At 58.6% G+C, this 17,152-nt stretch carries 16 protein-coding genes; 8 read left to right on the forward strand and 8 right to left on the reverse strand.

From position 1 onward, the window contains the following. Nucleotides 1-107: 107 nt before the first annotated feature. On the reverse strand, nt 108-980 hold the full coding sequence (locus tag RAM80_RS21010; RefSeq protein ID WP_416422359.1) for a helix-turn-helix transcriptional regulator: 873 nt from the start codon (nt 978-980) through the stop codon (nt 108-110). A gap of 120 nt (nt 981-1,100) precedes the next feature. On the opposite strand from RAM80_RS21010, the gene RAM80_RS21015 reads away from it, so the two are divergent. Beyond that, a complete protein-coding gene (locus RAM80_RS21015; RefSeq protein WP_416422360.1) occupies nt 1,101-1,355 on the forward strand; it encodes a hypothetical protein in 255 nt (84 codons plus the stop codon). 9 nt (nt 1,356-1,364) lie between these two features. Beyond that, nucleotides 1,365-2,417 (forward strand): ADP-ribosylglycohydrolase family protein, encoded by a 1,053-nt coding sequence (locus RAM80_RS21020; protein WP_416422361.1) that lies wholly within the window; start codon nt 1,365-1,367, stop codon nt 2,415-2,417. Nucleotides 2,418-2,476: 59 nt separating this feature from the next. Here RAM80_RS21020 and RAM80_RS21025 read toward each other — a convergent pair whose 3' ends face one another. The 7 genes from RAM80_RS21025 to RAM80_RS21055 all read right to left on the reverse strand — a co-directional run bounded on the left by RAM80_RS21025 (nt 2,477) and on the right by RAM80_RS21055 (nt 10,674). Beyond that, the gene (locus tag RAM80_RS21025; protein WP_416422362.1) at nt 2,477-3,127 is read right to left on the reverse strand and encodes an OmpA/MotB family protein; all 651 of its coding nucleotides are present in this window, start codon (nt 3,125-3,127) and stop codon (nt 2,477-2,479) included. Next, nucleotides 3,124-5,568 (reverse strand): hypothetical protein, encoded by a 2,445-nt coding sequence (locus RAM80_RS21030; RefSeq protein WP_416422363.1) that lies wholly within the window; start codon nt 5,566-5,568, stop codon nt 3,124-3,126. The genes RAM80_RS21025 and RAM80_RS21030 overlap by 4 nt, the downstream gene beginning before the upstream one ends. After that, nucleotides 5,565-6,809, reverse strand: a complete 1,245-nt coding sequence (locus RAM80_RS21035) for a hypothetical protein (protein WP_416422364.1) — start codon at nt 6,807-6,809, stop codon at nt 5,565-5,567. Before RAM80_RS21035 ends, RAM80_RS21030 begins: the two co-directional genes overlap by 4 nt. A gap of 10 nt (nt 6,810-6,819) precedes the next feature. Further along, nucleotides 6,820-7,818 (reverse strand): ATP-binding protein, encoded by a 999-nt coding sequence (locus RAM80_RS21040; RefSeq protein ID WP_416422365.1) that lies wholly within the window; start codon nt 7,816-7,818, stop codon nt 6,820-6,822. A gap of 163 nt (nt 7,819-7,981) precedes the next feature. After that, complete coding sequence (locus tag RAM80_RS21045; protein WP_416422366.1) at nt 7,982-9,418, reverse strand: hypothetical protein; 1,437 nt, start codon at nt 9,416-9,418, stop codon at nt 7,982-7,984. 54 nt (nt 9,419-9,472) lie between these two features. Then, nucleotides 9,473-9,934 carry a hypothetical protein gene (locus tag RAM80_RS21050; RefSeq protein WP_416422367.1) on the reverse strand — a complete coding sequence of 154 codons (462 nt, stop codon included), beginning with the start codon at nt 9,932-9,934 and terminating at the stop codon, nt 9,473-9,475. Nucleotides 9,935-9,996: 62 nt separating this feature from the next. Beyond that, on the reverse strand, nt 9,997-10,674 hold the full coding sequence (locus RAM80_RS21055) for a hypothetical protein (protein ID WP_416422368.1): 678 nt from the start codon (nt 10,672-10,674) through the stop codon (nt 9,997-9,999). A gap of 138 nt (nt 10,675-10,812) precedes the next feature. On the opposite strand from RAM80_RS21055, the gene RAM80_RS21060 reads away from it, so the two are divergent. The 6 genes from RAM80_RS21060 (at nt 10,813) to RAM80_RS21085 (ending at nt 17,030) form a co-directional block, all read left to right on the forward strand. After that, nucleotides 10,813-11,211: a restriction endonuclease gene (locus tag RAM80_RS21060; protein WP_416422369.1), complete on the forward strand. Its 399-nt coding sequence runs from the start codon at nt 10,813-10,815 to the stop codon at nt 11,209-11,211. A 4-nt stretch (nt 11,212-11,215) separates the two neighbouring features. Further along, nucleotides 11,216-11,680, forward strand: coding sequence for a restriction endonuclease (locus RAM80_RS21065; RefSeq protein WP_416422370.1), 465 nt, complete (start codon nt 11,216-11,218; stop codon nt 11,678-11,680). Nucleotides 11,681-12,786: 1,106 nt separating this feature from the next. Further along, nucleotides 12,787-14,706, forward strand: a complete 1,920-nt coding sequence (locus RAM80_RS21070; protein WP_416422371.1) for a type I restriction-modification system subunit M — start codon at nt 12,787-12,789, stop codon at nt 14,704-14,706. Then, on the forward strand, nt 14,703-15,959 hold the full coding sequence (locus RAM80_RS21075; RefSeq protein WP_416422372.1) for a restriction endonuclease subunit S: 1,257 nt from the start codon (nt 14,703-14,705) through the stop codon (nt 15,957-15,959). Before RAM80_RS21070 ends, RAM80_RS21075 begins: the two co-directional genes overlap by 4 nt. After that, a complete protein-coding gene (locus RAM80_RS21080) occupies nt 15,956-16,906 on the forward strand; it encodes a GIY-YIG nuclease family protein (protein WP_416422373.1) in 951 nt (316 codons plus the stop codon). The genes RAM80_RS21075 and RAM80_RS21080 overlap by 4 nt, the downstream gene beginning before the upstream one ends. Continuing rightward, complete coding sequence (locus RAM80_RS21085) at nt 16,899-17,030, forward strand: hypothetical protein (protein WP_416422374.1); 132 nt, start codon at nt 16,899-16,901, stop codon at nt 17,028-17,030. Before RAM80_RS21080 ends, RAM80_RS21085 begins: the two co-directional genes overlap by 8 nt. Nucleotides 17,031-17,152 lie beyond the last annotated feature (122 nt).

The following is a 17,152-nucleotide window of genomic DNA, read 5'->3' on the forward strand; positions in this document are numbered from 1 at the left end:
CGCTGCCGTCAGGCTGCGCTGGCCCTCACGGACACTCGAGCTTCCTAGCGTCGCAAAGGTCCAGCGCAGTTTGGCGGCAGTGGTTACAACGGCCTACCCGGTCATCCCTAGTCATAAAGCCAAGGCTTCAACGCCTCCAGGTTCTGCACCACAATCTGCTGTGCCGCCGCCTTGGGGTTATGGCTTTTCGGATCGATCTGGTACCGCTGCAACACATACTTCACCAGTGCCCGACGGCTAGGCACTACCAGTTGCCCGTCGACCATGCCGAAGTCCGTTTCGATAATCGCCATTTGCTCAGGCTTCAATCGTTGGTCGGCGGTGAATATCACCGGAATGTCGGTGTTCCAGTCCTCATCCTGATCGGCGCCATTCGCCGATGCGTCCAGCAGTTCCGGCTCGCCACGCAACCGGCTCAAGACGAAATCCCGGTACTGCCGATTCTTCTCGCAATACGCGCGCACATGCCAGCGCATGCCGGTGTACACCAAAGTGTGCGGGGCTATCAGCCGTGTCTCGGCCTGGGGTGTGTTCAGCGACACATACTCGGTCTCAAGCCGCAGCCCCTCGCGGCAGGCCTTCAGCAACGGCCGCAGCACCTCCGGCCGAATGGGGCGATCCGGCACCTCCAGTACTCGCGTATGGGCATAGGCCAGGGCCAGCCCCTCGATATGATCCTTGCGCTCGTTGTTCTGATAGAGCAGGTGCAGATACGCGCTGGCGCTGTTCTCGATAAACCGCGGCGCAAAGCTCCTGGCCGGTACGTAGCCCTTCAGCTTCTTGTCATATGTAAGATTTTCAGGCGCATGTTCGTTGATGTACGTATTGATGTCTTTCGAGGCCTGTTGCCGGCTGATGCCGAAGCTCTGCATCAGGTGCCCCGTGGTCAGCCGGCCTTCCCACCAGGCAACGGTTTCAATCAGACGATAGCGAAGTGCCAGGTCCCAGCGGACTTGTTCGATTTCCTGCAGGCGTTTCATCGCGTCTCCATGTGTGCGGAATGTTTACCTGTATAAGTCTACATTCTAGACCTGTCGCTTAACACTACATATCGTTTGTCTGGCAAAGGCAATTCAAGCCGTCATCCAAAGGATATGAACATGAGTACGTCGGACCTGGTTTCGACAGGCGCCATCACCCTGATGGGCGTCATCCTGCTGATCCTCCTGATGCAATACCTGCGTCTGCGCGACCTGTGGCAACTGGCCCGCAACTGCCAGAACGGCGTGCGCTGGGCGCGCATCCGCGAAATGGAAAACCGCGAGCTGCGCTCGGCCCTGCGCGCCGAGAAAGCCTGCATCGCCGACTTGAAGCAAAAGCTGGCCCGCCTGCAACACACCGAAGCCGCCCTGTAAGGACACCTCATGAACCGACTCGAACGCATCAAGGGTTGCCTGCTGGGCGGCGCCGTCGGCGACGCCCTTGGCGCCCCGGTAGAATTTCTTGAGTGGCCTGTGATCGAGGCCAAATACGGCCGCCACGGTATTACCGACTTCACCCCGGCCTACGGCCAGATCGGCGCCGTCACCGACGACACGCAAATGATGCTCTTCACCGCTGAAGGCCTGCTGCGCGCCTATGTACGTGGTAGTTCCCGCGGGATCTGCCATGTGCCCAGCGTCATCCACCATGCGTTGCTGCGGTGGCTGCTGACCCAGGGCGAAGTGCCGGCCATTCACGTCAGCGCGGACGGCTGGCTGATCAGCGAAAAAGCCCTGTGGGCGCGCCGTTCCCCCGGCACCACCTGCATCGGCGCCCTCAAGGCCAGCCAGCACCTGGGTAGCCTGGCGCAGAACCACAGCAAAGGTTGCGGCGCGCTGATGCGCAGCGCCCCCTGCGCCTTCTTCGCCAAGGCCTTCGACTACGCCGCCGAAGCCGGCCGCCTCACCCACGGCCACCCCAGCGGTTACCTGGCGGCCGCGCTGTTCGCCGACATTCTGCAGCGCATGGTCGACCACGCGGGCAGTCTGGAAAAAGCCGTGGTCGACAGCCTGGCCACCCACGGCCACAAGCCGGGCATGCGAGAGGTACGCGAACTGCTGGAGCGCGTGCTGTTCTTCGTGCGCGAAGGCTACCGGCCAACCCCGGAGCGCATTGGCGAACTGGGCGGCGGCTGGGTGGCCGAGGAAGCCTTGGCCATTGGCGTGTGGTGCGCGTTGACGGCCGACAACCTGGAGGAGGGCATAATCCGCGCGGTGAACCATAGCGGTGACAGCGACAGCACCGGGCTGGTGGCCGGGCACCTGCTGGGGGTTGAATACGGCGCGGCGGCGATACCGGCGCGATGGTTTCAGCGCCTGGAGTTGCGCGCGGTGATTGAGCGGGTGGCGGAGGATATCGTGCGGGTGCCGCGCGACTATTGTGGGTATGGGGGGGAGGAGGATGGGTGGATTGAGGTGGCGTATCCGGGGGGGTGATGCCCGCTTGTGTGGTTACGACGCTGGCAAGGTTGCCAGCGTCGTGGGTGGTTTGCCGATCAGGTGCGTGGCGCTGGACGGGTCAGGAACTGTACTTCCACTCGGCGGTTTTTCTCGTCGCCTGGTTCCAGGCCTGGCAAGGGCTGAGAGTCGCCAAAGCCGGCAACAATCACCCGTTTGGCCTGCTGCTCGTCGAGCAGCGCAATCAGCAGCTTGCGCGCCTCGCGAGCCCGTGCCGCCGACAGCGTGAAGTTGTCGTCATACACCGTGCAGAACTTGCTGTAGTCGGTCACCGGGCGGGACACCTGGACGTTGTCCGTATGCCCCTCGACAAACACCTGGGCCTGCGCCGAGCCATTCACAAACTCGGCGATTTTCGGACCCAGGCTTGAAAGGGCGTGACGCGCCTCATCCGTCACGCATGCACTGCCGCGAGCAAAAATGCGGTCGCGCAGGGTGATTTTCGAGCCGGTCAAATCGAACGATACAAGCCCGGATTCCCCTTCGTCGTCCATGGTGCTCTGCATCGACTTGAGCATGTCCACCACGCGCTGCTGCTCGGTCTGCGCGCCTTGGGCTTTCTCCTGCTCGCGCTTGAGTGCGGCAAACTTGTTCTGCAGCACCGACAGTACCAACAGGAGCATGACAACGGCCATGACCCCGGCCATCAGGTCAGAAATAGATACCCATTCATTTGGTTTCTCTTTCATGCTTCCTGCAAGACCTCAGCTGGTTTGAGGGCATGGATGTTGTCGTGGATGCCACTGGCCACTTCCAGCAGTTGGGACAACGATTGCTGAACCTTCAACATCTCGTCTTTCGGCTTCAGCAGTTGGGTGGAGAGTTCATCGATGGAGGCGGGGACCTTCATGATGGCGTCGGCTGCGTTTGCGTAGCGGGTGCTTTGGGTCAGGGTGCTATGAATTCCCTCAAGTTGGGAGGAAACATCATTCGAGCTGTTGCCCAATGCCTTTACTACCAGCTCCAGGTTTTGCGGAAGTTCCTGGAGGGATGTGGCGATCTTTTCAAAGCTACTGGCCAGCTTGCCAATGCGTTGATTGCTGTGGGAGACCGATTCCAACCCACCGCTGACGCTGGTGCCAATCGCATCCATGTTGTTGCTCATGACTGTGACGTTTTCGCTGAGCGCACCGCTCATGGTGGAGAATTGCACGCTGGTAGCCTTCTGGACCGCCGAGGCGTGCTCCATATTTTTGGCAACTTCCTGCATGGCCGCATTGACGTTATCCGACATGCCGTTGATGGAGGTCGAAATATTGTCAGTCGCTGAGCGCAGATCGCTGGCCATGCCGACCATGTTGTCCTTGAAGCCCTCGCTCATCACCTGAATCGTCCCGCCCAGGTCATGCTTCACCGACTCCATGATTTCCGAAAGCTTGTGGGTAGCCCCACCCATTTGCTCAGCCATCGCTGTCAGGTTCTGGGTGAAGTCCTGGTTCATGTTCGTCAGCACGCCGTTCAGGTCGGTCTTGACGCTTTGCAGCACCGCACCCATTTCACGGTTCAAGTCCTCCACCACTGCAGCCAGGCCGCTGGCAGCAGAGCCCACGTCGACCGCTGCCGCACTCATGGTTTCACCGGCTTTCTGCATCGCCTCCTGGTTCTCGCGGCTTTTCTCGGTGAAGCCGGCAAGCACTTCGTTGGTGTTGCGGGTGGCCGACGCGATAGCGCCAATCGGCTCTACGGCTTGCAGCAACGTGGCGCCACGCGCGGCGGCCTCCTGTGCGAGCAGTTGGTTGCCGGCCTCAAGGCTGGCGAAGCCGTGCGTCAGGGTTTCGGTCTGCGCCTGCTGCTGTTCATTCGCCCGGTCGGCGGCAGCTTGATTGCTGGCCTGCAGCCCGTTGAACGCCACGCTCATCGCCTCAAGGTGGGCGTTGTCGCGCTGTTCAGCCTGCTGGGCAAGGGTATGGTTGTCTGCCATCAGGTTGTCGAAAGACTGCTTCAGGGCGTCGATATGCGCGGCGCTCTGCGCTTGCTGCTGTTCATCAGCTCGATCGGCGGCAGCTTGATGGCTGCTCTGCAGCCCGGTAAACCCTACATTCAGCGCTTCAAGCTGGGCGTTGTCGCGTTGCTCAGCCTGGAGTGCAAGGGTGTGATAGTCCGTCAGCAGTTCAGCGAACGACTGCTTCATGGCTTCAATGTGCGCATCGTGACGCGAGACGTGCTCAGCCTCGGCGTGCGACGCCAATTGCTGTTGCAGCCCCTGAAGTTCAGCAAAGCGTTCCTTCAGTGACTCAACCTGAGCCACGTGCTGCTCAGCCGCGGCCGCATGGCTGCGCTGATGGAGCGTTTGCAACTCGGCAAACCCTTCGTTCAACACGTTCACCTGAGCTTCATTCAGCTTCGCCGCCTGGTTGACCAGCACCTTGTTACCAGCCTGCAATGCGCCCAGCCCGGTCTCTACCGTCTCGAACTTCTGCCGCCATACTTTGTGGATCTGCCGCGCCTGCAGGTTTTGCTGCTCCATCGCCGCATTCAGGGCCGCTGTTTGCGCAGCCAGCGCGTCGACAATCAGCTGCGAAGAGCCCATCAGCGACAGGTGCTGCCGTTCTTCGCTCGCCTGTTTTTCCTGCTGGCGTACTTCGCGCGCCTGGCCAAGCTCGCCTTTCATCTTGTTGATGCACCACTTCAGGCGGCGCTCTTCAAAACCACTCCACGACTCCCACACCTTCAACAAGATGAAAGCAATGATGCCCCAGGTCGAGGTTTTGAACTTGGTGCCAAGGCCTTGCATCATGGCCATCAGGTTCTGCATCGAGTCATCCATCGCACCGACGGATGAACCGCTGCTCTGTAGAATCGACGAAGCCTTGTCCAGTGCCAGGCCCAAGCCCAGGAAGGTGCCCAGCAGGCCGACAATCAGCAGCAGGCCCGGCATCATGCTGGCGAGTTTCTCGGCGGGGGTAGCCACCGCCTGGCTCAGCTCGCTGATCGAACCATGTTCGACTTCAAGCCCAGAAGGGGTGGCATCAAGTTCCTCGCCCTCCCACTTGCGTTGCCAGGATGCGGCATTGGCCTTCAGGCTGACCAGCAATACGGACACCAGTACACCCAGGGCGATGACCGTGAAGAATACAATCTGAATTGGCTCCTGGGCAGGCGTCAGGAACTCGACGATATCCTTGATCACGCCATCACCTCGACTTCCTTGAACGCGGCGCCGCGGGCTTTGCAGTCAGCCTTGAAGATGTTCGCGAAGTCAGTGATCAGCGCGCGCTCATCGGCGCTCAGCGATGCCCACGGGCGGCCATTCTGGGCGCAGGCAATCAACAACATGCCCACCTCGCCACCTTCCTCGGCCAGGTATTCGCGGTCTTCCTCGATCAGCGTGGCTTCGTCCTTTTCCAGCAACTGCAGGAAACCTTCGGAGGCGTAGACGTAATTGCGTTTTTCGCGGCCGGCGGTGTCCAGCGCCTGCAGCGCCACGGTGTCGCGGTCAGTGCTGACCACCAGGTTGCTCAGCAGCAGCTGCTCATCAGTGCTCAACGGCTCGATGTCCTTGGTCAGCTCCAGGCGACGGCGCAGTACTTTGTCCTTGGCCAGTTCCTTGTTGAGTGTCGCCCATTGTTGCTCGATAGCCTCCACATCCAGCGCCCAGGCAATAATCATCTCTTCGAACACGAACGGCACCAGCGGCTTGCCGAACAACTTGATGGTTACCGCATCCAGGCGCTGCGTCTGTTCCTGGCTAAGTTGCGGGTTATCGGAAATCAGGTCGTTTGCCGCTTCAATGATGAAGAACAGGTCCGGGTCCACGTTCTCGATGGACTGCAGGTCGTCCATCATCTGCTGGTAGCCGCCCAGCAACTTTTGCGCCGCGCGAATACGCAGGAAGTGTTCGAAGTTCTGCACCGAGTCCTGGGCCACGGCACGGGCAACCTTGGCTTTTACCAACAGGTAGTTATTGACCAGCTCGCTGACTTTAAGGGCTTCTTTTTCTGCCTCGGGCACCAGTGTCATGGCTTCGGCGAAGTGCTTGGCGTTCGCTTCGGCAGTCGCAATCTCGGCTTCATCGAGCATCTTGGCCTTCAGGTCGCGGGCCATCTTGATGACCCAGTCCATCGCCTTCTGCAAGTTCTCGGCAATAGGGTGCTTGTCCAATTGTTCAACGAAGGCAAGTACCCGCTCAAGGCCGGTCGCCAGGCCCCGAACCCAAGGCCAAGGCACCGTTCGCGCCACCACCAGCAAGCCCGCGCGAGCCTTGGTGATGTACGGCTGCACGGTGCGCCAGACTTTCTGCACATCACCTACAAACGTCTCCGCTTCATCGGCGAGCCAGCCGATCGCCTTGGCCGCAATATCCTTGCCCTTCTTCACGACTGCCGAGACGACGGAAACCGCTTTGCTGACAAACGAACTTAACCATCCCATGACACGCTCCTTAGTTGACGCCCAGCAGCTTTCTTGCCGCGTCCAAGTTGTTGTTTCCGTTTGCACGTTGCTCTGTCGCCAAGGCAGCGTGAGTACTGCGCATTTGGCTGATTGCTTCTTCCAGGTGCCGCAGCAGCAACACTGGCTCGCCGGGTTCCAGTAGCGGCTTGGGCAGCGCGAGGCGCAGGCAGCTGCGAATCTCGCGGCCCGAGAACCCGTGCGATAGCTCGGTGAGCGTTGACAGCAGTGTCTCGCGGTCTTGCGCAACGGGAATACCCGCCACCAGCATTCGCGACCAGATCGCATGACGTTCCAGTGCGCCCGGCAGCTCAAACTGAATGTGTTGGGAAATGCGGCTGACAAACGCCGAGTCATAGTTCTTGGCAAAGTTGGTGGCGAAGATCACCACGCCCTCGTGCTTCTCCAACTCGATCAGCAACGTCGAACGCATGGCGTTCACTTCGTTATCGATACCCTGGGTCACCGAGGACAGGCGTTTGCCCAGCAACGTGTCGGCTTCATCGAAAAACAGCACCGCCCCTTCTGCGGTCGCCGTCTTGAACACCTGGGCGATATTCTTCGAGGTATCGCCCATGAACTTGCTTTCAAGGTCGGCGATGCTCATGAACATCAGGGGCTTGCCCAGGCTGCCCGCCAAGGCCTCGGCGGTCAGCGTCTTGCCAGTGCCAGGCGGCCCGAAGAAGTTCAGCACCACGCCCTTGCCGGCCGGGTCGACCGCACCGAAGCCCCAGTCCACATAGATGGTTTGGAAATACTTGATCTTGGCCAGCGCCTCGTCCAGCTGCTGGCGGATGGAAGGGCCCAGCACCACGTCATTCAACGTATAGCGCGTGGCCACCGCCTGCAGCGCAGGCTGCTGTGCGGGGAAGGCCTCAGCCTCCAGACCTTCCTTGAGATGCGGCCGAATGCGGCCGAGCAGGTAATCCTTTGAGGACATGAAAGAGTCTCGTCGTTGTCCATCACAATGCGCGCAAAGGCGCCCGTACATGCCTTGCGCACGGAGTTCGTCGAGAGCGTATCGACGGGGTGGGGGATTACTTTATGGGTGATGGGGAGAAAAAGTGGCGTTTGGCCATTTGGGGGTTGCGGAGGGCCGGGAGGCTGGGAAGCGTAATCGTCCAACGTGCTGTTGGACGATTACGAGCGTAGCGTCAAGGGAGGTTTATGAAGAACCGGTCGAACAGTTCAGTCGGCAGGTTGTCATCCCCCAGCAGCCCAAAATGCCGGCCTACATTGCGGCCCAACGCCAATAAGGTGGATGCAGCGTTAGCGGTGCCAGCGTGCCCTTGGGTAATCAGCCATTTAACACGAGCCTGGCTGGTGGAGTGGTTGCGGTAAGCGATACCGGTCAACCATACGTCAACGAGACAAACTCGCTCGCGCTCAGCGCTCCATTCAAACGGTTCCAGTTTGGGCATGCCAAGTGCAGCTTTAAGACCATCCTCCCCACCTGCCGCAATAGCCTGGATCTCGATTAGGGGCCGTTGGAAGAGGTCGAACTCCTGCATCGTGAAGGCGAAGCAGTAACCGCTGGCAGTGGACTTCTTCAGCGGCGCGTCTCCACCCAGGTTAACCATCAGCCATTCCACGAAGCTCGATTTATTATCCGGCAAACCAAGTTGGCGAAACTTCAGATAGCATTTCACCACAGTGCTGAACGGATGGCCCGTCGGCACCCAGCCAGTTTTGGCCGGATGCGCGCTTACCGTAGCGCTCACGCCACCAAAACAACGCAGGTCATAGCCAATCATGAAGAGCGATGCTTCAAATGCGTGGCAGCGTTCAGCGAGGGAACCTTCGCTCTCGAACCATTTGGAGCTAGCCAGCACCGCCCGAATAATCCACCCCAGCCGTAGTTGCCAGCGCGCCCACTCCTCATAGGCCAGCGTACCGAACTGTGGTGCAGGCAGGCCCCCGGGCAGGGCGCCTGGATTGCGCAGCTGGCTGCCGCGCGCCGCACCAGACGGAAACGGCGAAAGGAAACGCTCGCCGCTGTACTGTTGGCGAAACAGCGAGTGCAGCATCCCGATTGCAGCGCCCACCCGGCTGTCGTAGATCGGCGAGCCCGACTCATCCAGCAACGCGTGAATCTTGGTCAGGCCAGCGTCGAAGCGTTGGACACTGATCTTGTTGAGGCCGCTTACCCGGTTACTATCGTCCAGCGCCAGATGGTCACGCACCGCCTGCAAGTAATTCACCAGCAGCCCACTGCCAGCCATGCGGTTCAAAAACGGAATCGCGCCGCGAACACCACCCCAACGCAAAACCTCCAGGCACGCCGCCAGCGCATCCGGGTTGTTATTACTGGCCACCGCAGCATCCAGCCACTGACGGAGCCTGGCAAGAGAAGCCTTGGTAGATGGCCAGTCCCGGGAGGGGAAAGGCTTGCCATGTTGATCCGTCCAGCTTGCTCCCCAGCAGTAATGGGCAAGGACGTTTTCAAAACCGTGGACCTGGACCTTCAAGCCGTCCGGTACATACTTGCTGCGCTTGAAGTCCAGGTTGAATGTCAAAGTCGGCAGGGTCTTCACTAGCCACTCTACAAATGCCGCCACTTCGGGTTGTTTTAAAAACTGAGCGCGCTGCACGCGACCTCCTGTTCAGGGAATCCAGATAAACCAGCAGACGGGCCATCGGCCGCTTTAAGCCTCTTCGGCGTTCGCCAAAGCCTTTAGCGCACGATTGCGTTGTACACGCTGCTTGAGCAAGAACACACCACCGGCAATGAGCATGTTGAACCAGCCAAACATCACGCAGGCGCCAGCCGTGCTCAGGAAGAAAACCGAGAAGTAGCGCGACACAATCTTCACCCACATATCGCTATGCCGCGCAGACCGCCAAATGCCCATGAACGCCACAAATGCATACAACCCCACCGGCGTAGCGACACCGCGAATAGCGGCCAAAGTCCAGCCGGCGCCGCTGCTCTGATCGTTATGCGCTACATGTGCCACATACCCACCCGCGACAGCGAGCAACACCATCCCGCCCAGCACCCCGAACCCCCAAAACGCCTGCCCCAGCGAATAGCCGCCGGCGAACAGTTTGGTTTGAAGCAGTTTGTGGCCGAACAGCCCGACCAAGATCGCAAGTACAAAACCCATTTCAACTCCTGTAGTTATTTATCCGAAAGCTCCACAAGCTTTCGGCAGCGATTCAGATGAGCTTAATTACGCTTGCCGATGCCCAGCCCATTGGTAATCCGGCACTTCGTTGGCTGCGGATACCCCCAATGGTTCGACGGATAGCGCCCCGCGTTTACCACGCTGCCATCTTCCGCCTGCACCTCGAGCACCGCGTTCCACAGCGACACTTTGGGCGCTTCCAGGAGCGGGTCCAGGCACAGCAAATGCGTCACGTTGGTTTTCTCACTCCCACCCGGGCCATCGACTAAATGGCCCTGATAACCCACCACCAACAGCCAGTGCCCTTCACCACCCGGCCAATCCACGCCGACGATAGTCGAGTAGCCCGCGGTTACCGCAGTAACCAGGTCAGTCACCAACGAGCGCGTAGTGCCATTGAATTTCTTCAGGCTTACCTGATTGCGGAAGCAGTCCATCAGCCAGTCCAGGTCGTACTCATTGGTGCCGTTATTGATGAGCCCGCCGAACTCCACCAAGCGGTTGTAGAACTTGCCCAAACGCGTGCGGCCATCGTGCAGGCCCATATAACTGGCCTCCGAACGGGTGACGATGCCGTTGGCTACCAGCGCCATCATCAGGCTGTATGGGCCACAGGCGCCGTCGAGGTCCCCTTGGCGGAAGTGCACCGGTTCACCGGCCTCGTTTACGGGGCCGGTGGGGGAGAGGGAAAGTTGGGGCATTACGTTCATTACGTTCATGGGCGTGCGTCCGATGCAGGGGGTGGCGATGATGGCTAATTGCCTTGGTTGTGTCGAGTCCTGCTAAAGGGGCATTTCGGCGTGGGGCGAGAGTTGCTAGAGTTCTGCTTCCGTAGCCAAGGACGAGCGAGTGAGCGTATGCCAACGATGTGGATGATTCGGGGTGATGGTGGGCGGCTTTATGACGATTTCAGAGAGCGCAGCCTGGCGGCCATTGGTTGGACAGGGTTGGCTCCGTCAGCGAAGCCGGGCGTATCGCGCGCAGAGTTGATCCGGGCATACAAAAACGTAGAGCCAGGCATCAAAGACGGCACGGCAATATCGGGCGCCTCCCAAGTGTTCCGCTTCGTCAACGAGGTCAAGGAAGGCGATGCCGTCGTAACCTACTCGCCCGCCAACCGCACCTACTCGGTAGGCCACTTCACCGGCGCCTGCCAACATCGCCCAGAATTAGCGGAACAGGGAATGGCGTTGGCGCGCCCCGTGAGGTGGCTTTCGCAAGAAGTTGACCGCGACAAACTAAGCAGCACTGGATGACCCATTGAAGGGCGTTCAAGAAATTGCCTTCGAGCGTATTAAAGACCAGATCAACAGCCTGGACTGGTCCGAGATGCAGGAGCTGGTTGCCGGTATCCTCCGGGCAATGGGCTATAAGACGCTGGTGTCCCCTGCAGGTGCTGATCGCGGCAAGGACATCATCGCGTCGCCCGATGGCTTCGGCTTCGAACCGCCCCGCATTGTGGTTGAGGTCAAGCATCGTAATGAGCGCATGGGCAGCAGTGAGATCCGCAGCTTTTTGGGCGGGCGGCACAAGGATGATCGCGGGCTTTATGTGAGTACTGGCGGGTTTACCAAGGATGCGCTGTATGAAGGGGAGAGGGCTAACGTTCAGCTGACGATGTGGACGTTGGATGAGTTGGCGCGGACGTTGATGGCGCATTATCCGGCGACCGATCCGGAGACGAAGCGGTTGGTGCCGTTGAGGTATTTTTATGTGCCGGCTTAGGGAGGTGTGTTCTTAAAGTGGACAGGCAACGCGCTGCGAGCATCGGGAGGTTCCACTGGCAAGGTCACAGTTTCGGGCCTAGATCCTTTTTTTAACGACTCCTTGGCGCTTTGCCCATACCGCATCTGCACGAATACTTTACCTGTACAAGATCACACTATGGACGTGCAATCCGAGTTTACATATCGTCTCGCTACCGGCGCTTGCTGGGACTGAACGGTTACTGAAGGTGAGTCGAGAGATGGATGTCGAAGAGCGTGATCAACTGCAACACATGCCATTCTCGCTGAGACGCGAAAGATTGAGGCCGAAATTGAGAAGCTTAAGGCCGAGCAGGAGCTGATGAAAATCAAAAGTGTGTGCCGGCCCATCCTGATGGTTTGCGTGGCTGTCGTCTTGGCTACCTGGGTGTGGAGCATGCGGGGGTAGCAGGGCCGTCTTTGGCTGGTGTTCGGGCGCGCCGGGAGTGGTGTCTTTTTTGTAACGCTTTGGTTGGGCCGGGGTAATTTGAAACGATAGCCTATTCATATGAATTTTCTATGTTTTTAGCGGTTAGGTTTTACCTGTGGAATACCAACTGGAATACCAATGTTCTCATTCGGTGCAGTGAGAGCGATGGTGAGCAGGGTTTTTTCTGCTCCGAGTCTTCAACCGATTTGCGAGCGGCCCTCGATGGGCTTGGTACGGCTATGAAACCCTCATCTGGACTTCCAAGGCGCCGTTTCGGGGGGCGAATTTTGCCAATCTCCTTGCACCAGTGTCGCACCGTTACTTTCAAGTACTCACCTGGTGCGCGCCGGCTTTCGCTTTCGTTCTAATCAGGACTTTGAATCCCCCTAGTTTTCTAGGCACTCTCCAGGCTCAGGAAATAGCGTTGCTCGTAACCTACTCGCGACAACTGCATAGCCTTGCACAGGTCGCGGCGACGTGGCGAAGACATGAACGTTCCCGAAATGAGAGCTCGCTAGCTGAATAGGCAAATCAGTACCCTAGCCGGCTTCTGATACTGGTACGGAGCTACCCAACCGGTTAAGGTTCGGCATCAATCAAGATATCCCGCAGGAAGGCGCGCCAATCGCCTCGTCCGCCCAGTAAGGAACAATAGCTTGAACCAGCAAAACCTCGCCGATTTCATCTGGAACGTGGCCGACGTGCTGCGCGGCGATTTCAAACAGTCCATCTACGGCCGCATCATCCTGCCCTTCACCTTGCTACGCCGCTTGGAGTGCGTGCTGGAGCCGACCCGTGACAAGGTGTGCAGCCAGTACGAGAGCATGAAGGCCAGCGGTGTAGACATGGACCTGATCCTGCCGACCACAGCCGGCGCCACCTTCTACAACGTCTCCCACTTCTCCTTGGCCTCTGTCGGTTCCACGAGTACCCGCGCCAATCTAGAGGACTATGTCGCCAAGTTTTCCGCCAACGCCCGCCAAGTGTTCGAGCACTTCGCCTTCTCCGACTGGTTGGTTCAGCTCGACAAGGCCAACTTGCTGTACCTGGTGACGCAGAAGTTCGCCAGCATCGACCTGCATCCGGAAACCATCAGCAACCACGAGATGGGTCTGGTGTTTGAACACCTGATCCGTAAGTTCGCCGAATCCGCCAACGATACCGCAGGAGAGTTTTTCACCCCGCGCGATGTGGTGCGCCTGGCTACCACCCTAGTGTTCGCCCCCGATCACCAGGCGCTCAATGGAGAAGGTGTAGTGCGTACCGTGTACGACTGCGCCGCCGGCACCGGTGGCTTTCTGTCTTCGGCCATCGAGCAGGTGGCCGAGTGGAACCCCAATGCCCGCTTGGTACCCTACGCTCAGGAATTGAACCCGGAAACCTACGCCATCTCCGTGGCGGATAAGCTGATCCAGGGCTTCGAGACCCGCAACATCAAGCTCGGCAACACGTTGTCCAACGACCAACTGCCCCATGAGCAGTTCGACTACTGCTTGGCCAACCCGCCGTTCGGCGTGAAGTGGGAGAAGGTGCAGAAGCAGGTGCAGTACGAGCACAGCCAGCAAGGCTACGCCGGCCGTTTCGGCCCGGGCCTGCCGCGTGTGGGCGATGGTTCTCTGCTGTTTCTTATGCACCTGCTGTCCAAGCGCAAGCCCATCGAGCTGGGCGGCAGCCGTATCGGAATTGTGCTGTCCGGCTCGCCGCTGTTCAACGGCGGCGCGGGCTCCGGAGAGTCGGAGATCCGCCGCTGGATTCTGGAGAACGACTGGCTGGAGGCGGTCATCGCGCTGCCCACCGACCTGTTCTACAACACTGGTATCGGCACCTTTGTTTGGGTGCTATCCAACCACAAGGACGCGCTGCGCAAGGGCAAGGTGCAGATGATCGACGCCAGTGCCATACACGTGCCTATGCGCAAGAGCCTGGGCAGCAAACGCAAGTATCTGTCGGATGTACAGATTGCCGAGATCGCCAAGCTGCACGATGACTACGAGGAAGGCCCGAAGTCTAAGATCTTCGCCACCACCGATTTCGGCTACCGTCGTATCACCGTCGAGCGCCCGTTGCGCCTGCGCTTCTCGGTCACCCCGGACAAGCTTGCCGCCTACCAGAACAGCAAGGGCTCCGATCAGGCCGAGGCTTTTGCTGGCGTGCCTGGCGAGTTCGATAACCTGCCTGCCTTTCTCAATGCCGCCGGCATCAAGAAGCTCGGCAAGGGCGCGCTCAAGGCCGCATTGGCCTGCTTTGGCGAGCGCGACACGAATGCTCAGCCGGTGTTGGACGATAAGGGCAACCTGCAGGCCGACTCAGATCTGCGCGAGTTCGAGAATGTGCCGCTTAGCCAGAACATTGACGACTACTTTGTTCGCGAAGTGCTGCCCCATGTAGCGGATGCCTGGGTCGACACCGGCAAACGAGACGAGAAGGACGGTCAGATCGGCATCGTCGGCTACGAGATCAACTTCAACCGCTACTTCTACGTCTACCAGCCGCCGCGTCCGCTGTCCGAGATAGATGCTGATCTTAAAGCCGTGGAGGCCGAGATTGCCGAGTTGCTGGGCGAGGTGACGGCATGAGCCAGTACAAGCCCTATCCGGCTTATAAAGACTCCGGGGTGGAGTGGTTGGGGCGGGTGCCGGCGCATTGGACTATTGGTCCGTACAAAGCAACGATTCAGATCGAGAACGGTTCGGATTACAAAGACGTTGAGGCTGATGACGGGTACCCCGTGATTGGTTCCGGAGGTCCGTTCGCATACTCTTCGAAGTTGATGTACGACGGTGAGTCTGTCCTACTTGGTAGGAAGGGAACTATTGATAAGCCGCTCTACATTAATGGAGCTTTCTGGGCGGTCGACACCATGTACTGGTCGGTCATAAAGCCCAAGGCGCATGGGCGATTTGCGTACTACATCGCGACTACAATCCCCTTCGACATGTACTCAACAAACACAGCGCTACCCAGCATGACGAAAAGTGTGCTGGGCTCGCACGTTGTTGCATTTCCAGGCTTCGAAGAACAGCAGTCTATCGCTGGTCACTTGGACCGCGACACCGCCCGCATCGATGCGTTGATTGAGAAGAAAACCCGCTTTATTCAACTGCTGAGCGAAAAACGCCAGGCACTGATCACCCATGCCGTCACTAAGGGCCTAGACTCCAGCGTTAAGATGAAAGACTCCGGCGTGGAGTGGCTGGGGGAGGTGCCAGAGCATTGGGGCGTAAAACCCTTGAAGTTACTCGTCAAAGAGGAATCCACAATCTCTTACGGTATTGTTCAGCCAGGGGATCCTCTGGATGAAGGTGTGCCTTTTGTCCAGACTACCAACATGTCTTCTGGCGATTTCGAGATCGAAAGTCTGCAAAAAACTACTCCAGAAATCGCAGCTGGCTTTCCTCGGTCGCGCTTGGCAGGGGGAGAGGTCATATTAGGGATTCGAGCATCGATTGGGGCTGCTTTCGTTGTCCCAAAGCATCTAGCTGGAGTGAACCTTTCCAGAGGTGTTGCAAGGATCGACTGTTCGTCTGAGTTGTCGAGCCATTTTCTCGTGGCATATCTCAGCAGCGTAGCTGTCGATGGCTACTGGCAGCTTGCTAAGCAAGGCTCAACGTTTAATGAAGTATCGATAGCAACGGTCAAGGAATTACTTGTTCCCGTACCTCCGAGCAAGGAGCAGGCTGACATTGAGGGTGTATTGAGTAAGGCAACGGCTCGTCTTAATTCGATACTCAATAAAACCGAGCGTAGTATCGACCTACTCAAAGAGCGCCGCGCCGCTTTGATTACTGCCGCCGTCACCGGTCAGATCGATCTTCGGGAGGCTGTGTGAGCCAGGGCCGCAGCCTGCGTCTGTTCCTGGTGGATGGCACGCCCAATGGCCTGCTGACCGCCGAGATCATGAACTGGACCGGCCATGTGCTGACCGGCCCGCGTTCCAAGCTGGCCGAACTGGTGCAGCGTCCCGAATGCGCGCGCACCGGCGTGTACTTTCTTGTCGGTCCCGACCCGGACGACAGCCTGCGTACCCGGGTGTATATCGGCGAGTCTGATGATGTGGCCCAGCGTCTAAAGCAACATAACCGTCCGCAAGAGCAAGGTGGCAAGGACTTCTGGGAGCGTGTGTGTCTGATTACCAGCAAGGACCAAAACCTGACCAAGGCCCATGCCAAGTATCTGGAGAGCCAACTTATCCAGATCGCCAGTCAAACCGGTCGCTGTGTAGTAGGTAATGGCACAGCGCATAGCTACACCAACTTGCCTGAGTCGGACCGTGCTGACATGGCGTTTTTCCTCGAGCAGATCCGCATTGTGCTACCAGTGCTGGGTTTCGACTTCCTGCGCGAGCTGATCAAACCCTCCAAGCTCGTTATGGCACCAGTCGAGCAACCGGTTAGCCAATCGCCGCGTTTTGCATTACAGCTTCCAAAGAGCAAGGAGCGCGCGCAAGCGCAAGAGGTTGATGGGGAGTTCTTTGTACTGAAAGGGTCCCGAGCTCGAGCTCAGTGGGTAGGAACTGCGGATCACAACTACCGGAACCTGTACCAGCAGTTGGTGAGTGACGGTGTCATGATCAGTGACGGAAGTGAGTACCTAATGTTCAAGGACGACTATGCCTTCAGTAGTCCGAGTGCCGCAGCAGCGGTTGTGTATGGTCGTGCAGCCAGTGGTCGAGTCTCTTGGCTGGTCGAGGGTAGTGGCGAAACTTATGCCGCCTGGCAGGACAGTCAACTGAGTGGTATCGGTGTGAAGCCAGAAAATGAGTTGCTCAGTGAATAAGATCAAGCAGCCGCAGCGGTTGAACCTGAGCTACGAGTACATCAGCAAGATTGGCCCGTCGCTGTGCGATGCCTTCTGTCGTGCCCGGGGCCAGGGTGCTTCGACCCTCTGTTGCTCTACCTGAACAAGAACGGCGTGCTACTACGGTGCCGACATGATTAGCGATACCAAAAACTGCGGCGAGTAGATGTGCCCCAGTTGTATCAGTGGACACGCCCGATAGACATTATTTGATGGGCCGTTCCT

Origin of the sequence: Pseudomonas sp. App30 (assembly GCF_047947025.1) — a bacterium.
GTDB lineage: Bacteria > Pseudomonadota > Gammaproteobacteria > Pseudomonadales > Pseudomonadaceae > Aquipseudomonas.

Excerpts from the sequence above, each read along its gene's own strand:
- RAM80_RS21035 (WP_416422364.1), bottom strand. The coding sequence starts at position 6,809 with ATGGGATGGTTAAGTTCGTTTGTCAGCAAAGCGGTTTCCGTCGTCTCG.
- RAM80_RS21060 (WP_416422369.1), top strand. The coding sequence starts at position 10,813 with ATGCCAACGATGTGGATGATTCGGGGTGATGGTGGGCGGCTTTATGAC.
- RAM80_RS21010 (WP_416422359.1), bottom strand. The coding sequence starts at position 980 with ATGAAACGCCTGCAGGAAATCGAACAAGTCCGCTGGGACCTGGCACTT.
- RAM80_RS21075 (WP_416422372.1), top strand. The coding sequence starts at position 14,703 with ATGAGCCAGTACAAGCCCTATCCGGCTTATAAAGACTCCGGGGTGGAG.
- RAM80_RS21050 (WP_416422367.1), bottom strand. The coding sequence starts at position 9,934 with ATGGGTTTTGTACTTGCGATCTTGGTCGGGCTGTTCGGCCACAAACTG.
- RAM80_RS21015 (WP_416422360.1), top strand. The coding sequence starts at position 1,101 with ATGAGTACGTCGGACCTGGTTTCGACAGGCGCCATCACCCTGATGGGC.
- RAM80_RS21025 (WP_416422362.1), bottom strand. The coding sequence starts at position 3,127 with ATGAAAGAGAAACCAAATGAATGGGTATCTATTTCTGACCTGATGGCC.
- RAM80_RS21020 (WP_416422361.1), top strand. The coding sequence starts at position 1,365 with ATGAACCGACTCGAACGCATCAAGGGTTGCCTGCTGGGCGGCGCCGTC.
- RAM80_RS21055 (WP_416422368.1), bottom strand. The coding sequence starts at position 10,674 with ATGAACGTAATGAACGTAATGCCCCAACTTTCCCTCTCCCCCACCGGC.
- RAM80_RS21040 (WP_416422365.1), bottom strand. The coding sequence starts at position 7,818 with ATGTACGGGCGCCTTTGCGCGCATTGTGATGGACAACGACGAGACTCT.